Genomic DNA, 16,948 nt, shown 5'->3' on the forward strand with positions numbered 1-16,948 from the left:
CCTACTCCTTGGTCAGGTCCTGGCGGCGGAACAGCAGCACCGCGCCGGTCGTCAAGAGGGCCGTCCACACCGCCAGCATGGCCAGGGCCGCGCCGGCCGAGCTGGCGGTCTGGCCCAGCATGGTCGGCTCGAGCAGGCTGGCGCGCAGCAGGTCGGCGTCATAGACGGGGATGGCCAGCAGCTTCCAACTCGACTGGCCCTGTTCCATCATCCGTAGCGAGCTGGCCAGCACGGTCTGCACGAACCGGACGCCCAGGCAGGCGACGACCACGCCCATGGTCGAGCGCGAGAGCACCCCGATGCAGGCGGCCAGGGCCGCCAGGGTCATGGCCTCAAGCCAGGTGATGGCCAGGACGCCGAGCACGTCGAACAGGTTGCGATCGAACATCGAGACGGCCAGGACCTTGCCGTTGATCCCCGCGCCGATCACCGCCGCGGCGGCCGACAGCACGGCGGTCAGGGCCAGGCTCCAGAACACCGCCTCGCCGACCACGACCAGCTTGGCCAGCAGCAGGTTCTGGCGGGTGTTGCGCGGGGTCAGCAGGCGCCAGGTCTCCCAGCGATAGTCGCCGGCCAGGATGGCGGCTGCGCCGATCATCAGGAACAGCGCCCCGAAGGTCGAGGCCCCGCCCGGCAGGGCCTTGATCATCTGGTCGAGCAGGCCGATCCCCAGGCCGGGCATCGGCTTCTTGACCACATAGTGCAGGAAGAGGTCGCCGCCGATGCTGAGCAGGAAGCCCACGATCGGGGCGAAGCAGAACCCCCAGAACAGGGCCGAACGGTCGCGCAGCAGGCGGAAGCGTTCGGCGGCGATGGCGTCGGCGAGCATCAGAGCGCTCCTTCGTTCGACGGCTGGGCCGTTTCGAGGGTCCGGAGGTAGACGCCCTCCAGGTCGGCGTCGCGCCAGCGCGCCTCGGTGATCTCGACCCCGGCCTCGACCAGGGCGCGGATCAGGGCGGGGGGCCTCCTCGCGGCGGATGTCGGCCAGGGCCGCGTCCGCGCCGTCAGCGACGCCCTTGGCGCCCAGCACGCCCAGGACCTGGGCGATGGGTGAGGCGGCGGTGATGCGCAGGCGGGCCTCGCCGGCGGTCAGTTCGGCCACGCCGCCCTCGGCCACGACCTTGCCCTTGGACAGGATGGCCACGCGCTCGCAGACGCGCCGCACCTCGTCCAGCTGGTGGCTGGCCAGGATGACGGTGACGCCCTCGCGCTTGGCCAGATCCACGATCAGGGCCCGGATCTCCTGGATGCCGGCCGGGTCCATGCCGCTGGTCGGCTCGTCCAGGATGACGAGCTCGGGCTTGGTGAAGAAGGCGGCCGCCAGGCCCAGGCGCTGCTTCATGCCGACCGAATAGCCGGCGGTCGAGCGGTCGGCGGCATGGGCGATGCCGACCCGCTCCAGCCAGCCGTCGACATCCGCGTTCTTGGCCCCGCTCTCCAGGGCCAGCATCTTCAGGGTGTCGCGACCGGTCAGATAGGCGGGGTAGCGCGGCGTCTCGATCATCGCCCCGACCTTGCGCAGGGCGGTGATGTCGCCGGGCGCGGCGCCGAACAGCCGGGCCGAGCCGGTGGTGGGCCGCACGAGGCCCAGCGCGATGCGAAACAGGGTGCTCTTGCCCGCGCCGTTGGGACCCAGCACCCCGAACACGCCGCCGGCCGGAATGGCGATGGAGAAGTCGTCGAGGGCGCGCACCGCCCCGTAGGTCTTGGTGAGGCGGTCGGCCTCGAGGGCGATCGACATGCGGGGGGTTCCGAGCGCCGAAACGAGTCGGCAGGCGAAGGGACTATGGCGAGACGGCTCGCCCCCGCCAAGTTAAGAGGCGGTCATGGTGTCGGCGAACGCTGATTGTCATACGACTGCAATCCCTTGCGTCGATCAGGAGGCCTGTTTCGGTTTCGAGAGTGCGTCGATGTTGGTCCGCCGCGTCCTGTCCCTGGTTTTCGCCCTAGGCCTGGCGCTGACGTCCGCCGGGGGCGGTCCTGGCGCGCGAGACGGCCCCGCACCTGACTCTTCTGGTGTCGATGGACGGTTTCCGCGCCGACTATCTGGATCGTGGCGTGACGCCGAACCTGAAGGCCCTGGCCGACGACGGCGCGCGCGGGTCCATGCGACCCTCGTTTCCCAGCCTGACCTATCCCAACCACTACACCCTGGTGACCGGCAAGCGCCCCGACCGCAACGGCGTGGTCGGCAACGAGATGGAGGACGTCGTGATCGGCGGGCCCAAGTTCGTGATGAACGGCCCGACCGCCAACGACCCGCGCTGGTGGAACCAGGCCAAGCCGTTCTGGGTCTCGGCCGAGCAGCAGGGCAAGAAGAGCGCTGCCATGTTCTGGCCGGGCTCGGAGACGGCGATCGACGGCGTCCGGCCCAGCCACTGGATGAAGTATCAGCACGACCTGCCGTACGACGCGCGGATCGACCAGGTGCTGGCCTGGGTGGACAGCGCCGACGGCCCGCCGCTGGCTTTCGCCACCCTCTATTTCGACGCCGCCGATACGGAGGGGCACCACTATGGTCCGGACTCGCCGGAGCTGACGGCGGCGCTGGTCGAACTGGACCGCTGCATCGGCCGTCTGGTCGAGGGGCTCAAGGCGCGGGGACGTTTCGAGACGACCGACCTCATCATCGTCGCCGATCACGGCATGGCGCCGCTGCCGGCCGCTCATCGCGTGGTGCTGGACGACCTGATCGACGTCTCGAAGATCCACCTTGTCGCCAACGGCGCGGTGACCAGCTTCTCGCCCCTGCCGGGCCAGGCCAAGGCGGTCGAGGCGGCGTTCCTCAAGGGCGCGCCGCCGCACATGACCTGCTGGAAGAAGGGACGGATCCCGGCCCCGTTTCCACTACGGCCGCAACAGGCGCGTGCCGGCTATCGTCTGCCTGTCGGAGACCGGCTGGTACACGACGACGCTGGAAGCTCGGAAGAAGCCCGGCAAGTGGGACGGCAAGGACGGCGGGGCGCACGGCTTCGACCCCTACGACGTCAGGATGCGCGCGGTGTTCGTGGCCCACGGCCCCTCGTTCAGGCCGGGCGTCGTGCTGCCCGTGTTCGACAATGTCGACGTCTATCCGCTGCTGGCGAAGGTGACCGGCGTGAAGCCCGAGAAGGGCGACGGTTCGTTGAGGGTGATCGGTCAGGCGCTGCGCTAGCCATGGCGGCGAGGCGCTCTGAAGAGGCTTGCCGAGATAGTTGTGATATGCGTTAAATATTGCCCCATATCGCAAGGAGCGCCGTCATGTCCGACTCCCGCCCTGGCCTGGTTTCGGCCGTCGTCTATCGCGATCCCAAGGCCGCGATCGCCTTTCTGGAAAAGGCGTTCGGCTTCGACTTGACCCTGCTGATCGAGGACGCCGACGGCAATCTGGCCCACTCGCAGATGGACTATGCCGACACGCGGATCATGGTCGGCAACGAGTGGAGCGAGCACCACGCCAGCCCGGCTTCGGTGGGCGGAAGAACACCCAGTCGGTTCACATCTACATCGCCGCCGACGTCGACGCCCACTGCGAGCGGGCCAGGGCGGCCGGGGCCGAGATCATCGCGCCGCCCGAAACCCAGTTCTACGGCGCGCGCACCTATCGCTGCCGCGATCCCGAGGGGCACATCTGGACCGTCTCGGCCGATGTCGAGACGGTCTCGACAGACGAGATGGAAAAGCGCAGCGGCCTCAAGATCGCGGTCGGCGCGGAATGATCACGCCGGAGGACTTTCGTCGGTTGGCCTTGTCGATGCCCCAGGCGATCGAGAGCTCGCACATGGGTACGGTCGACTTTCGGTGCGGGAAGATCTTCGCGACCCTGGGCAATCCCGACGCGGCCTGGGCGATGGTCAAGCTGACGTCGGATCAGCAGGAGATGCGCGTCGCGGCTGAGCCCGAGGTGTTCGTTCCCGTGCCGGGCGGCTGGGGCAAGGGCGGGGCTACGCGTCTGCGTCTGGCCGCCTGCGACGAGGCCACGGCGCGCGGCGCGCTGAACGACGCCTGGCGCAATGTCGCGCCCAGGAAGCTGCTGGGCGCCCAGCCTTGAGCGAAGCGCTCGACCGCACCCTGGCGGCCCTTGCCGACCCGCACCGCCGTAGGGCGGTCGACCTGCTGCGCGAACGGCCCCGGCGGGCCGGAGAACTGGCCGAAAGTCTGGGCCTGACGCCGCCGGCGATGAGTTCGGCATCTGCGCGCCCTGCGCCAGTCGGGCCTCGTGGAGGAGAGCCATCCGGAGTTCGACGCCCGCGTCCGGGTCTACCGTCTGCGGGCCGAACCGATGGACCAGCTCAAGGCCTGGCTGGAGGCGGCCGAGGATCACTGGGGCGACCAGCTGTCGGCCCTGAAGGCGCACGTCGAGGGCAGATCGAAGTGAACTCCAGGATCCTGGTCGCCCTGCGCATCGCCGCCCCGCCGGAGGTGGTGTTCGACGCCTTCACCGACGACATCGCTCTGTGGTGGCGTCCCAACGCCCTGTTCTCCTTCACCCCGCGTTCGCCGGGCGTCATGACCTTCGAGGACGGTCGGCTGGTGGAGCGTCTGCCGACCGGCAAGGTGTTCGAGGTGGGCAAGGTCCGGGTCTGGGAGCGCGGCGCGCGCCTGGTGTTCGGCTGGCGGCAGGCGACCTTCGCGCCGGGCATGGACACCGAGGTCGACGTCCGGTTCGAAGCGGTGGAGGCGGGGACTCGCGTCACCGTCGAGCATCGGGGCTGGGACAGCGTGCCGGCCCCGCACGTGGCGCGGCACGGCTTTCCGGACCGCGTCTTCCTGCAACGGCATGGGGAATGGTGGCGGGCGCTGCTGGCGGGTCTTGCGAGCCGGACGAACAGCGTCCAACTAGGGGCGGCCGGGGAGGGCGATCCATGAACCAACCGATCACCGGGGCCAAACGTCAGGCCGCGCTGGGCTTCATCTTCGTCACCGCGATCATGGACGTGCTGTCGCTAGGCGTGATGATCCCCGTCCTGCCCAACCTGGTGAAGCAGTTCGGCGGCGGCGACACGGCCGTGGCGGCCGACTGGAACATCCTGTTCGCCACGGTCTGGGCGTGATGCAGTTCTTCTGCTCGCCGATCCTGGGTTTGATGTCCGACCGCTTCGGCCGCCGGCCCGTGATCCTGACGTCGATCTTCGGCCTGGGCGTCGACTTCCTGTTCATGGCCTTCGCGCCCAGCCTGTGGTGGCTGTTCGTCGGCCGGATCTTCAACGGCATGACGGCGGCCAGCTTCTCGACCGCCTCGGCCTATGTCGCCGACGTCACCACGCCGGAGAACCGCGCCAAGGGTTTCGGCCTGATGGGCGCGGCGTTCGGCGTCGGCTTCACCTTTGGTCCGGCCTTGGGCGGCTGGCTGTGGCAGTTCGACCATCGGGCGCCGTTCCTGGTCTGCGCGGCACTGGCGCTGTGCAACTGGCTCTACGGCTTCTTCGTCCTGCCTGAGTCTCTGCCGCCCGAGCGCCGCCAGCCGCGCTTCGACTGGACGAAGGCCAATCCCGTGGGCTCGCTGCAACTGCTGAACCGCCATCCGGGCCTGCTGGGGTTGGCCGGCGTCGGCTTCCTGTTCCAGCTGGCCCACAACGTCCTGCCCAGCGTGTTCGTGCTCTATATGGGCTTCCGCTACGGCTGGTCGCCGGCGACCATCGGCCTGACCCTGATGGCCAGCGGCATTTCCAGCATAATCGTCCAGGCCCTGGTGGTCGGGCGGGTCGTCAAGGCGGTGGGCGAACGCGGCGCGCTGATGATCGGCCTGTTCTCCGGCTTCGCCGGCTTCATGATCTACGCCCTGGCGCCGACCGGAATGCTGTACCTGTGCGGCCTGCCGCTGTTCGCGCTGTCGGGCCTGATCCAGCCGGGCCTGCAGGGTCTGATGACCCGCCGCGTCGCGCCGGACGAACAGGGCCAGCTGCAAGGCGCCAATTCGGCGATGATGGGCATAGCCTCGATCATCGGGCCGCCGCTGTTCCTGTTTCCGTTCGCGTTCGCCATCCGCCACGACGCGACCCTGCACATGCCGGGCCTGCCGGTGCTGATCGCCGCGGCGCTGATGCTGGCCTCGACCGCGTGCTAGCCTACGCCAAGGCCCGACCGCTGCCCGCGCCGGAACCGCGGGCGGCCTGAAGCCTTACCATCGCGCAAAACGCCTTAAGACTCGCCAGAAAGCTCGGCTGAGTTCCCGAGGAACGTTAGGAGCCTTTTCTTGAAGACCATTCGCGCCCTGCTGCCCGTCGTCGTCCTCCTGGCCGCCTGCTCGAATCCGGCCGGGCCGTCCAACGCCCAATCGGTCGGCAACGGACCCGTCCCCGACATGCCGCAGCCGACCCGCCGCGCCCCGGCCGACGCGGCGTCGATGAAGCTGTCGTTCTCGCCGGTGGTGAAGAAGGCCGCCCCGGCGGTCGTCAACGTCGCCAGCCGCCGGGTGGTGCAACGCCGCGTCGATCCCTTCTGGGACTTCTTCATGGGCGGCGGCGGCCAGGGCGGCAGCCAGGTGCAGGGCTCGCTGGGCTCGGGCGCCATCGTCCGCGCCGACGGGGTGATCATCACCAACCACCACAATATCGACGGGATGAGCGACATCACCGTCCAGCTGGCCGACCGTCGCGAGTTCCCGGCCACGGTTCTGCTGGACGATCCGCGCGCCGACCTGGCCGTGCTGAAGATCGACACCAAGGGCGAGAAGCTGCCCGTCATGGCCATCGACGACCAGGACCAGATGGAGGTCGGCGACCTCGTCCTGGCGCTGGGCAATCCGTTCGGAGTTCGGGCAGACCGTGACCAACGGCATCGTCTCGGCCCTGGCCCGGACCGACGTCGGGGCGGCCAATTTCGGCAGCTACATCCAGACCGACGCGGCCATCAATCCCGGCAATTCGGGCGGGCCGCTGGTGGACATGGACGGCGACCTGGTCGGCATCAACACCTTCATCATCTCGCGCTCGGGCTCGTCCAGCGGGGTGGGCTTCGCCATCCCGGCGGCCGTGGTGCGCCAGGTCGTCTCGGCGGCCCTGGGCGGGGGCCACAGCGTCGTGCGGCCCTGGCTGGGCGTGAAGGGCCAGCCGGTCACCGGCGACATCGCCAAGAGCCTGGGCATGAGCACCCCGCGCGGCGTGCTGGTGGCTCAGGTCTATCCCGGCTCGTCGGCCGATCGCGCCGGCCTCAAGGAAGGCGACGTCATCCTGTCGATCGACGGCCGGGCGGTGAACGACGAGGGCGGCGGCGCCTTCGCGATCGGCACCCACAAGGTCGGCGACCGCGTGCCGATGCAGATCCATCGCAACGACCGCGAGCAGACGCTCACCGTCCGCGCCGAGGCCGCGCCGGAGACCCCCGCCCGCGACGAGCGCACCCTGTCGGGCGCCAACCCGTTCAACGGCGCCACGGTGGTCAACCTGTCGCCGGCCGTCGCCCAGGACCTGGACGTCGACCCGTTCGTTGGCAGGGGCGTGCTGGTGACCAAGATCGGCGGCGGCTACGCGGCCAATATCGGCCTGCAGCCGGGTGACTTCATCCGCGAGGTCAATGGCCGCGCGGTCAATACGGTGGCCGATCTCAACGCCGCGGCGAAGCTGCCGACCCGCAACTGGGTGGTGACGATCGAGCGCAACGGTCAGCGGATCACGGCCCGCTTCTCGGGCTGACGACTTGCGCCCGGCGGCCTGCTAGAAGAGTTGCATGTCCGATCTCTTCCAGGCCGCCGGCCTGACGCCCCACGCGCCGGCGCCGCTGGCCGACCGCCTGCGGCCCCAGAGCCTCGACGAGGTGGTGGGCCAACAACACCTCTTGGGTCCCGAAGGCCCCATCGGCCGGATGGCCGCGGCCGATCGCCTGGCCTCGATGATCCTGTGGGGCCCGCCCGGCACCGGCAAGACCACCATCGCCCGCCTGCTGGCCAAGGCCGGCGGCTACGAGTTCCAGCAGATCTCGGCGGTCTTCTCGGGCGTCGCCGACTTGAAGAAGGTCTTCGAGCAGGCCCGCATGCGCCGCGCGGCCGGCCAGAGCACCTTGCTGTTCGTCGACGAGATCCACCGCTTCAACCGCGCCCAGCAGGACGGCTTCCTGCCGTTCGTGGAGGAGGGGATCGTCACCCTGGTCGGCGCCACCACCGAGAACCCTTCGTTCGAGCTGAACGGCGCTCTGCTGTCGCGCTGCCAGGTCTTCGTGCTGAAACGCCTGGGCGAGGACTCGCTGGACCAGTTGCTGCAACGCGCCGAGGTCGCCGAGAACCGGCCGCTGCCGATCGACGCCGAGGCGCGTTCGACTTCTGGTCGCCATGGCCGACGGTGATGGCCGCTACCTGCTGACCCTGGCCGAGACCCTGTTCTCGATCGGGACCGACAGCCCGCTGAACACGACGCAGCTGGGCCAGTTCCTGCAGAAGCGCCGTCCGGCCTACGACAAGGACCGCGAGGAGCACTACAACCTCATCTCGGCCCTGCATAAGTCGGTGCGCGGCAGCGATCCGGACGCGGCCCTCTACTGGCTGGCGCGGATGCTGGAGGGCGGCGAGGATCCGCTGTTCATCGCCCGCCGCCTGGTGCGGATGGCGTCGGAGGACATCGGCGCGGCCGATCCGCTCAGCCTGCTGCTGACCACGGCGGCCAAGGACGCTTACGACTTCCTGGGCTCGCCCGAGGGCGAGCTGGCCCTGGCCCAGGCCGTGGTCCACATGGCCTCGGCGCCCAAGTCCAACGCCGTCTACAACGCCTACAAGGCCGCCCGTCGCGCGGCCAAGGAGACCGGCAGCCTGATGCCGCCGTCGCATATCCTCAACGCGCCGACCAAGCTGATGAAGTCGCTGGGCTATGGCGATGGCTACGCTTACGACCACGATGTCGAGGGCGGCGTGTCGGGCCAGAACTACTTCCCGGACGGCATGGAGCGCCGGCGTTTCTACGAACCCAAGTCGGTCGGCGCGGAAGCCAAGGTGCGCGAGCGCTTGGAAGCCTGGAGCCAGGTGCGTAAGGACGGCAAATGAGCAGTCCGAAATTCCGCCGTCCGCCCGGCGTCGCCAAACCCAAGGCCGTCGAATGCCCGATCACCCTGACGCCCGAGGAGATCGAGGCGGCGCGGTCATGGGTGCTGTACGAGGACGAGGCGATCATCGTGCTGGATAAGCCCGCCGGCCTGTCCAGCCAGGGCGGGCGGATCAAGGCCCATACGCTGGACGACCTGCTGTGGGCGTTCGCCAAGCCGGGAAAGGCTCGACCGCGCCTGATCCATCGGCTGGACCGCGACACCTCGGGCGTGATCCTGACGGCCAAGACCAAGCCGGGCGCGGCCTTCCTGGGCGAGGCCATGATGGCCAAGCGCTTCCGCAAGTCCTACCTGGCCATCGTCGCGCCGGGCGCGCCCGAGCCCAAGGGCGGCATGATCGACAGCCCGTTGCGCCGCGAGTCGATCGGCCGCGAGGCCTATATGCGGGTCTGCGCGCCCGATCATCCGGACGCCGAGACCGCTCGCAGCCGCTATCGCACCCTGGCCAGCAATGGCGTCGCCGCGCTGGTCGAGCTGTCGCCCGACACCGGCCGCATGCACCAGCTGCGGGTCCATATGGCGTCCATCGGCCGGCCGCTGGCGGGCGACAGCCGCTATGGCGGGGCGCTGATGCTGGGCGGCGCGGCCGTGCCGCGCCTGATGCTGCACGCCGCGCGCCTGACCTTCCCGCACCCGCTGGGCGGCGAGCGCAAGGTCATGGCCCCGCTTCCGTCCGATTTCAAAGCCATGCTCCAGGCCCTGGATCTGGCGGTTCCGGAACAGCCCGGTTCCGAGGCCGTTGATCCGGTCTGAGGATATTCGCCATGAAGATCGCCAAGCCCCTGATCGCCGCCGCCCTGTCGGGCCTGCTGCTGGCCGCCTGCGCCACCGCCCCGACCGTTTATCGCGCCCAGCTCGGCGCGCCCAACGACGTCGGCTATTCGGAATATCGCCTGGAGGCCGGACGTTATCGCGTCACCTTCCAGGGCGGGCCGGGCGCCAAGGAGGCGCAGGTCGCCGACTATGCCCTGTTGCGCGCCGCCGAGCTGGCCCTGCGTGACGGCTATGACTGGTTCCGGATCGCCGACGGCTCGACCAATATCAGCGGTTACGACCGTGGACCGCGCGTGTCGGTCGGCGGCGGTTCGGCCAGCTTCGGGCGGCGATCGAGCGTCGGCGTCGGCCTGGGGACGAGCTTCAATCTCGGCCCAGGCCCGGCGGTCTCGCGCTCGATCGAGGTGGTGTTCGGCAGGGGGCCGACGCCGCGCGACCGCGACGCCTATGACGCGCGGGACGTGGTCAAGACCGTCGGCTACGGACGCCAGCGAGTTCTAGTTAGGCCGCCGCCCGCTTGCCCAGCGGATAGTTCGCGCGCAGCGCCGCGTGGGTGAGGCCGGCCGTCTCGGCGGCGGCGAAATAACCGTCCTGGGGCAGGCCTTGCAGGATGGTCATCGGGGCCAGGCCCCGGGCGTCGCGACCGAAGGCCATCATCTCCATGGCGATCTTGCCGGCTTCGCCGGAGAGGTCGGAGGCGTCCAGCGCCAGGCCGGCCAGACGAGCGTCGCGCAGCACGCGCAGGGCCTCCTTGTCCGGCGGCACGCGGGCGATGACGCCGCGGGTAAGGGCGCGCAACAGGCCGACCACTTCCAGCAGGCGGCCGGCGGGGGTGCCGCGGGTGACATCGACCAGTTCGATCATCAGGCCGCCGCGCAGCAGGCTCAGCGACAGGCCGGCTGTGCCCGTCAGCAGGTCGCGGCCGCGCTGGGTGCCCAGGGTGCGGAACGAGGCCGGCAGGATCAGTTCGGGCGCGTTGTGGCCCTGGGCCGAGCGGGCGAACACCGAGGCGTATTTCAGCGTCGACTCGTCGATGAAGGCCACATCGCGGTCCGACAGCTTGGTCAGGGCGCGGGCCGAGGCCTGGCGACCGCTGGCCAGGTGGGTGACCATCGGCTCGACCCGCACGGCGGTGGTGATGTTGCGCCGGAGGCTGACCACATGCTCCAGCGTGAAGTCCACGCGCAGCGCCGCTCCGCCGGCGGTGGTGAAGGCCACCGGGGTGCGGCGGGCCTCGTCAGCGGGATCCACTTCGATACGGACCGGCGAGCGTGCGGAGTCGCGGCGGGCGCGGGCGGCCAGGATCACGGTCGGGTCGATCGGCTTGCAGACGGCCTCGCCGTTCTCGACCCCAATCACCGAACGGATGCCCAGGTCCTTCGGCGAGGCGGCGCCCAGCAGATGGGTCAGGACGTCTTCCAGGATCCGCACGCTGGTCGCCTGGGCGGCCAGGCCCTGGTCGTTGTTCATGGCGATCAGGAATTCGCTGTCCGAGATGCGGGCCCGCATGTCGTTGCGGTCCAGATGCTCGTTGAGTTTCAGCTCGACATAGGTCCAGACGTCGCCGCGCTTCTGGCTCCACCATTCGCCGGCCCAGTGCCGGATGGCCTTGATGCTGATCACGTTGACCGAGCCGCGCGCGACCAGCTCCGAGCCCGACAGGCGCTGAGCCACCGGGCCCGGGAGGGCCACGCGTTCGGTCGCGTCCGAAGAGGTTGAGGTGTCGAAGGGCATGGGTCTGGCGCTGTTGATACGCCCTGGAGAATGCGGGAAGCGCGCTTAACCGGTCGTTCGGAAATACGGTTTCCAAACGCGTTTACCGTGAAAGAAACCGGGGAAAATCAAGGGAACTTCGTTGGATGCTTGGCGTCGGCGTCAGCTCGGCGCATAAGGCGTTCATGAACAAGCTGCTTCTGGTGGCCGCTGGCGGAGCCGTCGGCTCGGTCGCGCGCTATCTGGTCGGCGTCGGCGCCATGCGGGTCATGGGGACGGGCTGGCCGTATGGCACCTTCACCGTGAACATCGCCGGGGGCTTCCTGATGGGGTGCCTGGCCTCGTGGCTGGCGCATCGCGGCAGCGGATCCAACGAACAGTGGCGCGTGCTGCTGGGCGTGGGCGTGCTGGGCGGCTTCACGACGTTCTCTTCGTTCTCGCTGGAGACCGCGCTGATGATCCAGAAGCGCGACTATCTGCCAGCCTTCTCCTATGCCGCCGCCAGCGTGCTTCTGTCCTTGGCGGCCCTGTTCGCGGGCCTTCTGATCGCCCGCAAGGTTTTCGCATGAGCATCAAGGAAGTCCGCACGCTGTACGTCGACGCCGGCGAGGACGGGGTCCGCCTCGATCGCTGGTTCAAGCGACGCTGGCCGCACCTCAACCACATCCAGCTGAACAAGCTGTTCCGCTCGGGCCAGGTCCGGGTCGACGGTTCGCGCGCCAAGGCCGACACCAAGTTGGCCGCCGGCAGCCAGATCCGCGTGCCGCCGCTGCCCGACGCACCCGATCCTTCGGACAAGGCCAAGCTGTCGCCGCGCGACATCGCCTACGCCAAGTCGCTGGTGCTGTACGAGGACGAGGAAGTCCTGGCGCTGAACAAGCCCGCCGGCCTGGCCGTGCAGGGCGGCACCAAGACCACCAAGCACGTCGACAAGCTGCTCAGCGCCTGGGGCGAGGGCGTCGATCGCCCGCGGCTGGTCCATCGCCTGGACCGCGACACCTCGGGCGTGCTGTTGCTGGGCAAGACGCCCGCCGCGGCCGCGCGCCTGTCGGGCGCCTTCGCCAAGCGCAAGGCGCAGAAGACCTATTGGGCCATCGTCGCCGGCAATCCGCACCCGACCGAGGGCGTGATGGAGCTGCACCTGGCCAAGCGCGGGGTCGGTGATCGCGAACTGGTGGTGCCGGCCCAGCCCAAGGACCCGGACGCCCAGCCGGCCGAGACCGAGTTCGTCACCATCAGCCGGGCCGGGCCGCGCGTCACCTGGATGGCCCTGCGTCCGCACACCGGCCGCACCCACCAGCTGCGCGCCCACATGAAGGCCATGGGCCATCCCATCCTCGGCGACCCCAAGTACGGCGACGAGAAGTCGGCGCCGCTGTCGGAGGGGCTGAAGCTGCAGCTGCACGCCCGCTCGATCCTGCTGCCGCACCCTTCGGCCGGCATGCTGCACATCGAGGCGCCGCTGAGCCCCGAGATGAAGGAAGGCTTCCGCAAGTTCGGCTTCTCGGAAGACGAGGCCGACGCCGAACCCTTCGCGCGCCGCCAGACCAAGCGACGGTAGTTCCGTCGGCCTAGCAGGACATGGGAAAGGCCCTTCAGGCTTTCTCCCGGCGGGGCATCATTGCGATCATCCCCTCGGTCCTGGCCCGGACGTCGGGCGACCCGAGGCAGCTGACCATCGCGTCATAGCCTGGCGCGCCTGGCGTGATCCGGACCATGAAGGGCGGCGCATGGTTGGCCGGACAGAAGATCACCGCCTCATCCGGGGTGGCTTCCGCCGGGTCCAGGATGCTGGAGGAGCGCGTCAGCATGAACAGCGGCGGGCGCGCGTATCCTCGCCGGCGCAGATCCGAGATCACCGCCTGCTGTGTGGATTCGTCCAGCCCCTGCTCGATCATGTCGATGACGAGCGTGTTCGACCGCCCCTGTTCCAGACCGACCACGAGCGTCACCAGGGCGTCGGATTCGGTCGCGCCGTCTTCCACGAGCCACGCGAGCGACGCCTCCACGCGTTGGCGCAACTCGGAGTTCGGTCTCCATGGCTCGCCTTGTCTCCTCATGGCGCTCGATCCGATCGAGCCCGATGAAGAGGGCGCCGGGCAGATGCTGGGCAAGCATCCGCGCCAGCCTCGTCTTCCCGCTGCCGAGCGGTCCGACGATATAGTTGAGCGCTCGGACGCCGCGCGCCTCGAACCATTCTCCGCCCCAAGGCCACGGGAGATGGAAGCCCGCGACCAGGGTGTCGGCAGCGGCCGTCAAGCCCGCCAGGTCCAGCATCGCGGGGACCTGGCCTTGCGCCAAGGCGCGCCTCAGGGCGCTGATTTTCTCGAGTCGCTGGCTGAGTTGGTCGAACTCCGATTCCAGTCGGGTCTGCAGGGAGCCAAGCGCGGGCTCCAGGCCGTCGGCCACGCCGCTCACGACGCGCTCCACCTGCTTGAGGCTGAAGCCCAGCGATCGCAGGGCGACGATCTCGGCGGCGCGCCGGATCTGGTCCGGTCCGTAGGCGCGCCAGCCGGTGGCGCTTCTTGTCGGGTGAAGCAGGCCGCGCTCCTCGTAGAGGCGAAGCGCCTTGGTTGAAATGCCCAGATGGCGGGCCGCTTCGGACGGGCTGAGGACATCGACGGAAGCACGCATGACTCGCCTCGTTGTGGCTGACCGTCCTATCCATGGGACCGGCCCCAGGGGCCGGGTCAAGAGGCTAGCGAGCAGGCGTCGTCGAGCTACACCAGACCCGTGACCGGCTTCGCCGCCGCGCTGTCGGGAAACACCTTGCGCTCCAGGATGGCGCGGTCGACGCCGATGTGATCGGCCAGCACGCCCTTGAACAGGCCGCGCATGTCGAGCGTCGGGGCGGTGTCGCGGTTCTCGAACAGGGCGTTGTCGGCCAGTCCCGGCCAGTCGCCGATGACGCCGCCCCCTTTCTTCAGCGCCCCGCCCAGGACGAGGCCCGTCGAGGCCGTGCCGTGGTCGGTGCCGCCGGTGCCGTTGACGCGGGCCGTTCTGCCGAATTCGGTGACGGCGATGACCACCGTGTTCTTCCACTCGGCGCCGAGCCCGGCATGCAGGCCGTCCAGCACCGCGTCCATATAGGACAGCCGGGTGGCGATCTGGCCCGGCTGGCCGGCGTGGGTGTCGAAACCGTCTAGCGAGATAGCCGCGATCTGGGGACCGCCGGCCTGGATCATGAAGCCGCCCAGGGTCGAGCCCAGTTTGCGCGCCGCCTCGCCGCCGGCGCGGTTCTGGCGGTCGTTGGCCATGGTGGGCGACATCCGCGCGGCGCCTGGCTTTGTCGGCGTCGAGGCCGCCGCGATGTTCATGGCCGGCGTGGCCGAGAGGGCGGTCATGGCCGTCTGGGCCATGGTCTCGGTCTCCAGTCCGCGCGCGAAGGCCGGACCCAGCATCGGGTCGTTGCGATAGAGGTCCTGCAGCAGGGTCGGCAGGCGGGCGGTCTCGTCGACGCCCTTGCCCGGCGACCAGCTGGCCGCCTGGATCTTGCCGCGCAGGATCAACGGGGCGGTGGTTCCGACCGACAGACCCTCGACCTTGCGGACGGGAGCGAGAGCCTCCAGCGTGCGGTTCAGCCAGCCGGTCTCGGTCCCGTAGACATGGGCCGCGCCGGTCTCCAGCACGTCCTGGGCCTCGAAGTGGGAACGGGCGCGGTCGGGGCTGGCGATGGCGGGCGCGATGCGGGCCTCGCCCTTCAGCGCCAGGGCGTGAACGGCTTTCAGCTCGGGGTGCAGGCCGAAGGTGTCGTCCAGCTTCAGCACCTGGTCGGGCTTCAGGGCGATCGAGCCGCGCAGGTTGGCGTAGTTCGCATCGCCGACCGGCGGCGAGACGGACAGGCCGTCCATGCCGCCCCGGCAGATGACGACGACAAGCTTCTTCCTGGCGAGATCGCCTTCCGTGGCGGCGAAGGCCTGGGAGCCCAGGAATTTGACGGTGATCCCGAGGCTGGCGCCCAGGCCCAGCAGCGAGCGGCGGTTGATTTGAGCGGTCATCGGCGTTGGAACTCCGGGCTCATCACGAGAAGGGCGAAGGCTTCCTTGCGGGTCTCGGCCCGCGACACGGCCTTGGCGACAGGGGGCGTCAGGCGCGCGCCCAAGGCCGAGACGGCCAGGGCGTTGGGATCGGTGCGGTCGGCGACCACGGCGGCGAAGCCCTGGGCCCACTGCATCCGCTTGATGAGGCCATCGGGGGAGGCCCAGGTCTGGGCGTCCTCGGCCCAGCCCTTGGGGGAGGGGGGCGAGAAGGGCTTCTGGCCAAGGCCCGTGAGGATCGGCGCCAGGCGTTCGATCGCCGACGGCTCGGCCCCGATCAGGCGCCAGGTCGACAGGGTATATTCGTAGGGCGTCTTGAACTTGGCGGGCGTCGGATCCCAGGCCTCGGGGCTTTCGACCAGGGCTTTGGCGACCTGGGCGAGATCGCCGCCGGTGTCCATCCAGCGCTTCTCCAGCCGCGCGGTGAGGGCGGGCGGGGGCGTGTCGGAGACGAAGTGGCGGGCGAGCTTGCCGCAGACGTGGCGGGCGGTGCGCTTGTCGGCGGCCAGGGTCTTCAGAACCGCCATGCCTTGCTGGATGTCGCCCTGGGCGTATCGGCGACCCATGATCGTGCGAGCGCCCGGCTCGTGGGCGGCGTCGCGGAACACGAACTGGCCCTGGCGATCCTCGTTGTCGCGGCCGACCGAGAAGCCGGTCAGGGCCCGCGCGAACTCGGTGACGTCGCTCTGCGTGTAGCCGGCGTCGACCCCGACCGTGTGCAGTTCCATGATCTCGCGGGCCAGGTTCTCGTTCAGTCCGGCCCTGGCGCCGCGCCTGCGGAGGCCGATCTGGCTGTTGGGACCAATCGACTGGGCCTGGTCCAGATAGGTCAACATGGCCGGGTGGGTCGACGAGGCGACGAGCAGGGTCTCGAAGCTGTCGAACACGTGGGGGCGGATCGCCTCGCGCTCGAACGGGCCGATCAGCACCGAGGTGATCTGCTTGGTGGCCGAGACCGTGAAGTGGTTGGCCCAGAACAGCGCCCAGCGCTCGCGGAAGCCCGCCGGCGTATTGGTCGCCAGGCGCGCGCGGGCCAGGAAGTCGGCATTGACCTTGTCCCGCAAGGCGAGCTGAGCGGCCTTTGCGGCTTGCAGGGCCGCGTCGTCGCTGGCCTCGCCGTCCTTTTTCTGCCGAGCGGCCTTCTGCTGCTGCTGGTAGTCGCGCATCTGCTCGAAGCGCTGGGCCGAGGTCTCGCCGCCGTCCTGCGGGGCGTCGGCGCCGTCGCGGCGGATCTGGGCGATCAGGAAGCCTTGCGGATCGGCCTTGGCGGCGTCGATCTCGCCGGGGCGGGCGCCCAGGCCGAAGCGGGTGACGGCGATGGCGGCCATCATGTCCTTGGACGGTAGGCTCAAGCGGCGCTCTCCCTTGCGCTGACACGCGATCTTGCTCATTCAACGCGGGTCAGTGGCCGTTCC

Annotated in this window: 12 protein-coding genes and 7 pseudogenes; 12 read left to right on the top strand and 7 right to left on the bottom strand. The window is 69.5% G+C overall.

The features are described from left to right. Position 1 precedes the first annotated feature (1 nt). On the bottom strand, positions 2-829 hold the full coding sequence (locus ACHMW8_RS16865) for an ABC transporter permease (protein WP_395443164.1): 828 nt from the start codon (positions 827-829) through the stop codon (positions 2-4). Next, positions 829-1,741 (bottom strand): annotated as a pseudogene (locus ACHMW8_RS16870) (ABC transporter ATP-binding protein). Before ACHMW8_RS16870 ends, ACHMW8_RS16865 begins: the two are co-directional and overlap by 1 nt. Positions 1,742-2,022: 281 nt before the next feature. On the opposite strand from ACHMW8_RS16870, the gene ACHMW8_RS16875 reads away from it, so the two are divergent. The 10 genes and pseudogenes from ACHMW8_RS16875 to ACHMW8_RS16920 all read left to right on the top strand — a co-directional run. Further along, positions 2,023-3,210 (top strand): ectonucleotide pyrophosphatase/phosphodiesterase, encoded by a 1,188-nt coding sequence (locus tag ACHMW8_RS16875; protein WP_395445998.1) that lies wholly within the window; start codon positions 2,023-2,025, stop codon positions 3,208-3,210. Between the two features lie 209 nt (positions 3,211-3,419). After that, positions 3,420-3,698 carry a VOC family protein gene (locus ACHMW8_RS16880; RefSeq protein WP_395443165.1) on the top strand — a complete coding sequence of 93 codons (279 nt, stop codon included), beginning with the start codon at positions 3,420-3,422 and terminating at the stop codon, positions 3,696-3,698. 35 nt (positions 3,699-3,733) lie between these two features. Next, complete coding sequence (locus ACHMW8_RS16885) at positions 3,734-4,030, top strand: MmcQ/YjbR family DNA-binding protein (RefSeq protein ID WP_395443166.1); 297 nt, start codon at positions 3,734-3,736, stop codon at positions 4,028-4,030. Continuing rightward, positions 4,027-4,357 (top strand): annotated as a pseudogene (locus ACHMW8_RS16890) (ArsR/SmtB family transcription factor). The gene ACHMW8_RS16885 and the pseudogene ACHMW8_RS16890 overlap by 4 nt, the downstream one beginning before the upstream one ends. Next, complete coding sequence (locus ACHMW8_RS16895; RefSeq protein WP_395443167.1) at positions 4,354-4,848, top strand: SRPBCC domain-containing protein; 495 nt, start codon at positions 4,354-4,356, stop codon at positions 4,846-4,848. The pseudogene ACHMW8_RS16890 and the gene ACHMW8_RS16895 overlap by 4 nt, the downstream one beginning before the upstream one ends. Beyond that, positions 4,845-6,096, top strand: a pseudogene (locus tag ACHMW8_RS16900) (TCR/Tet family MFS transporter). Before ACHMW8_RS16895 ends, ACHMW8_RS16900 begins: the two are co-directional and overlap by 4 nt. A gap of 79 nt (positions 6,097-6,175) precedes the next feature. Continuing rightward, positions 6,176-7,613, top strand: a pseudogene (locus ACHMW8_RS16905) (DegQ family serine endoprotease). A 34-nt stretch (positions 7,614-7,647) separates the two neighbouring features. Then, a pseudogene (locus ACHMW8_RS16910) lies at positions 7,648-8,950 on the top strand (replication-associated recombination protein A). Then, positions 8,947-9,762, top strand: a complete 816-nt coding sequence (locus tag ACHMW8_RS16915) for an RluA family pseudouridine synthase (RefSeq protein WP_125159645.1) — start codon at positions 8,947-8,949, stop codon at positions 9,760-9,762. The pseudogene ACHMW8_RS16910 and the gene ACHMW8_RS16915 overlap by 4 nt, the downstream one beginning before the upstream one ends. Before the next feature lie 11 nt (positions 9,763-9,773). Next, positions 9,774-10,271 (top strand): annotated as a pseudogene (locus ACHMW8_RS16920) (CC0125/CC1285 family lipoprotein); the annotation flags it as partial. A gap of 13 nt (positions 10,272-10,284) precedes the next feature. Here ACHMW8_RS16920 and ACHMW8_RS16925 read toward each other — a convergent pair. Further along, positions 10,285-11,517, bottom strand: a complete 1,233-nt coding sequence (locus tag ACHMW8_RS16925; protein ID WP_125159643.1) for a hypothetical protein — start codon at positions 11,515-11,517, stop codon at positions 10,285-10,287. 164 nt (positions 11,518-11,681) lie between these two features. On the opposite strand from ACHMW8_RS16925, the gene crcB reads away from it, so the two are divergent. Both crcB and ACHMW8_RS16935 read left to right on the top strand, forming a co-directional pair. Next, positions 11,682-12,065, top strand: coding sequence for a fluoride efflux transporter CrcB (gene crcB / locus ACHMW8_RS16930; protein ID WP_125159642.1), 384 nt, complete (start codon positions 11,682-11,684; stop codon positions 12,063-12,065). Then, on the top strand, positions 12,062-13,057 hold the full coding sequence (locus ACHMW8_RS16935) for an RluA family pseudouridine synthase (protein ID WP_395443168.1): 996 nt from the start codon (positions 12,062-12,064) through the stop codon (positions 13,055-13,057). Before crcB ends, ACHMW8_RS16935 begins: the two co-directional genes overlap by 4 nt. Positions 13,058-13,091: 34 nt before the next feature. On the opposite strand, the gene ACHMW8_RS16940 is transcribed toward ACHMW8_RS16935, so the two are convergent. The 4 genes and pseudogenes from ACHMW8_RS16940 to ACHMW8_RS16955 all read right to left on the bottom strand — a co-directional run bounded on the left by ACHMW8_RS16940 (position 13,092) and on the right by ACHMW8_RS16955 (position 16,924). Further along, positions 13,092-13,517: a hypothetical protein gene (locus ACHMW8_RS16940; RefSeq protein WP_395446077.1), complete on the bottom strand. Its 426-nt coding sequence runs from the start codon at positions 13,515-13,517 to the stop codon at positions 13,092-13,094. 451 nt (positions 13,518-13,968) lie between these two features. Then, positions 13,969-14,130, bottom strand: a pseudogene (locus tag ACHMW8_RS16945) (MerR family transcriptional regulator); the annotation flags it as partial. 86 nt (positions 14,131-14,216) lie between these two features. Then, positions 14,217-15,494: a DUF1501 domain-containing protein gene (locus ACHMW8_RS16950; RefSeq protein ID WP_395443169.1), complete on the bottom strand. Its 1,278-nt coding sequence runs from the start codon at positions 15,492-15,494 to the stop codon at positions 14,217-14,219. Beyond that, positions 15,491-16,924 (bottom strand): DUF1800 family protein, encoded by a 1,434-nt coding sequence (locus ACHMW8_RS16955; protein ID WP_125159638.1) that lies wholly within the window; start codon positions 16,922-16,924, stop codon positions 15,491-15,493. Before ACHMW8_RS16955 ends, ACHMW8_RS16950 begins: the two co-directional genes overlap by 4 nt. Between the last annotated feature and the right edge of the window lie 24 nt (positions 16,925-16,948).

Source organism: Caulobacter sp. UC70_42 (assembly GCF_044056025.1).
Lineage (GTDB): Bacteria > Pseudomonadota > Alphaproteobacteria > Caulobacterales > Caulobacteraceae > Caulobacter.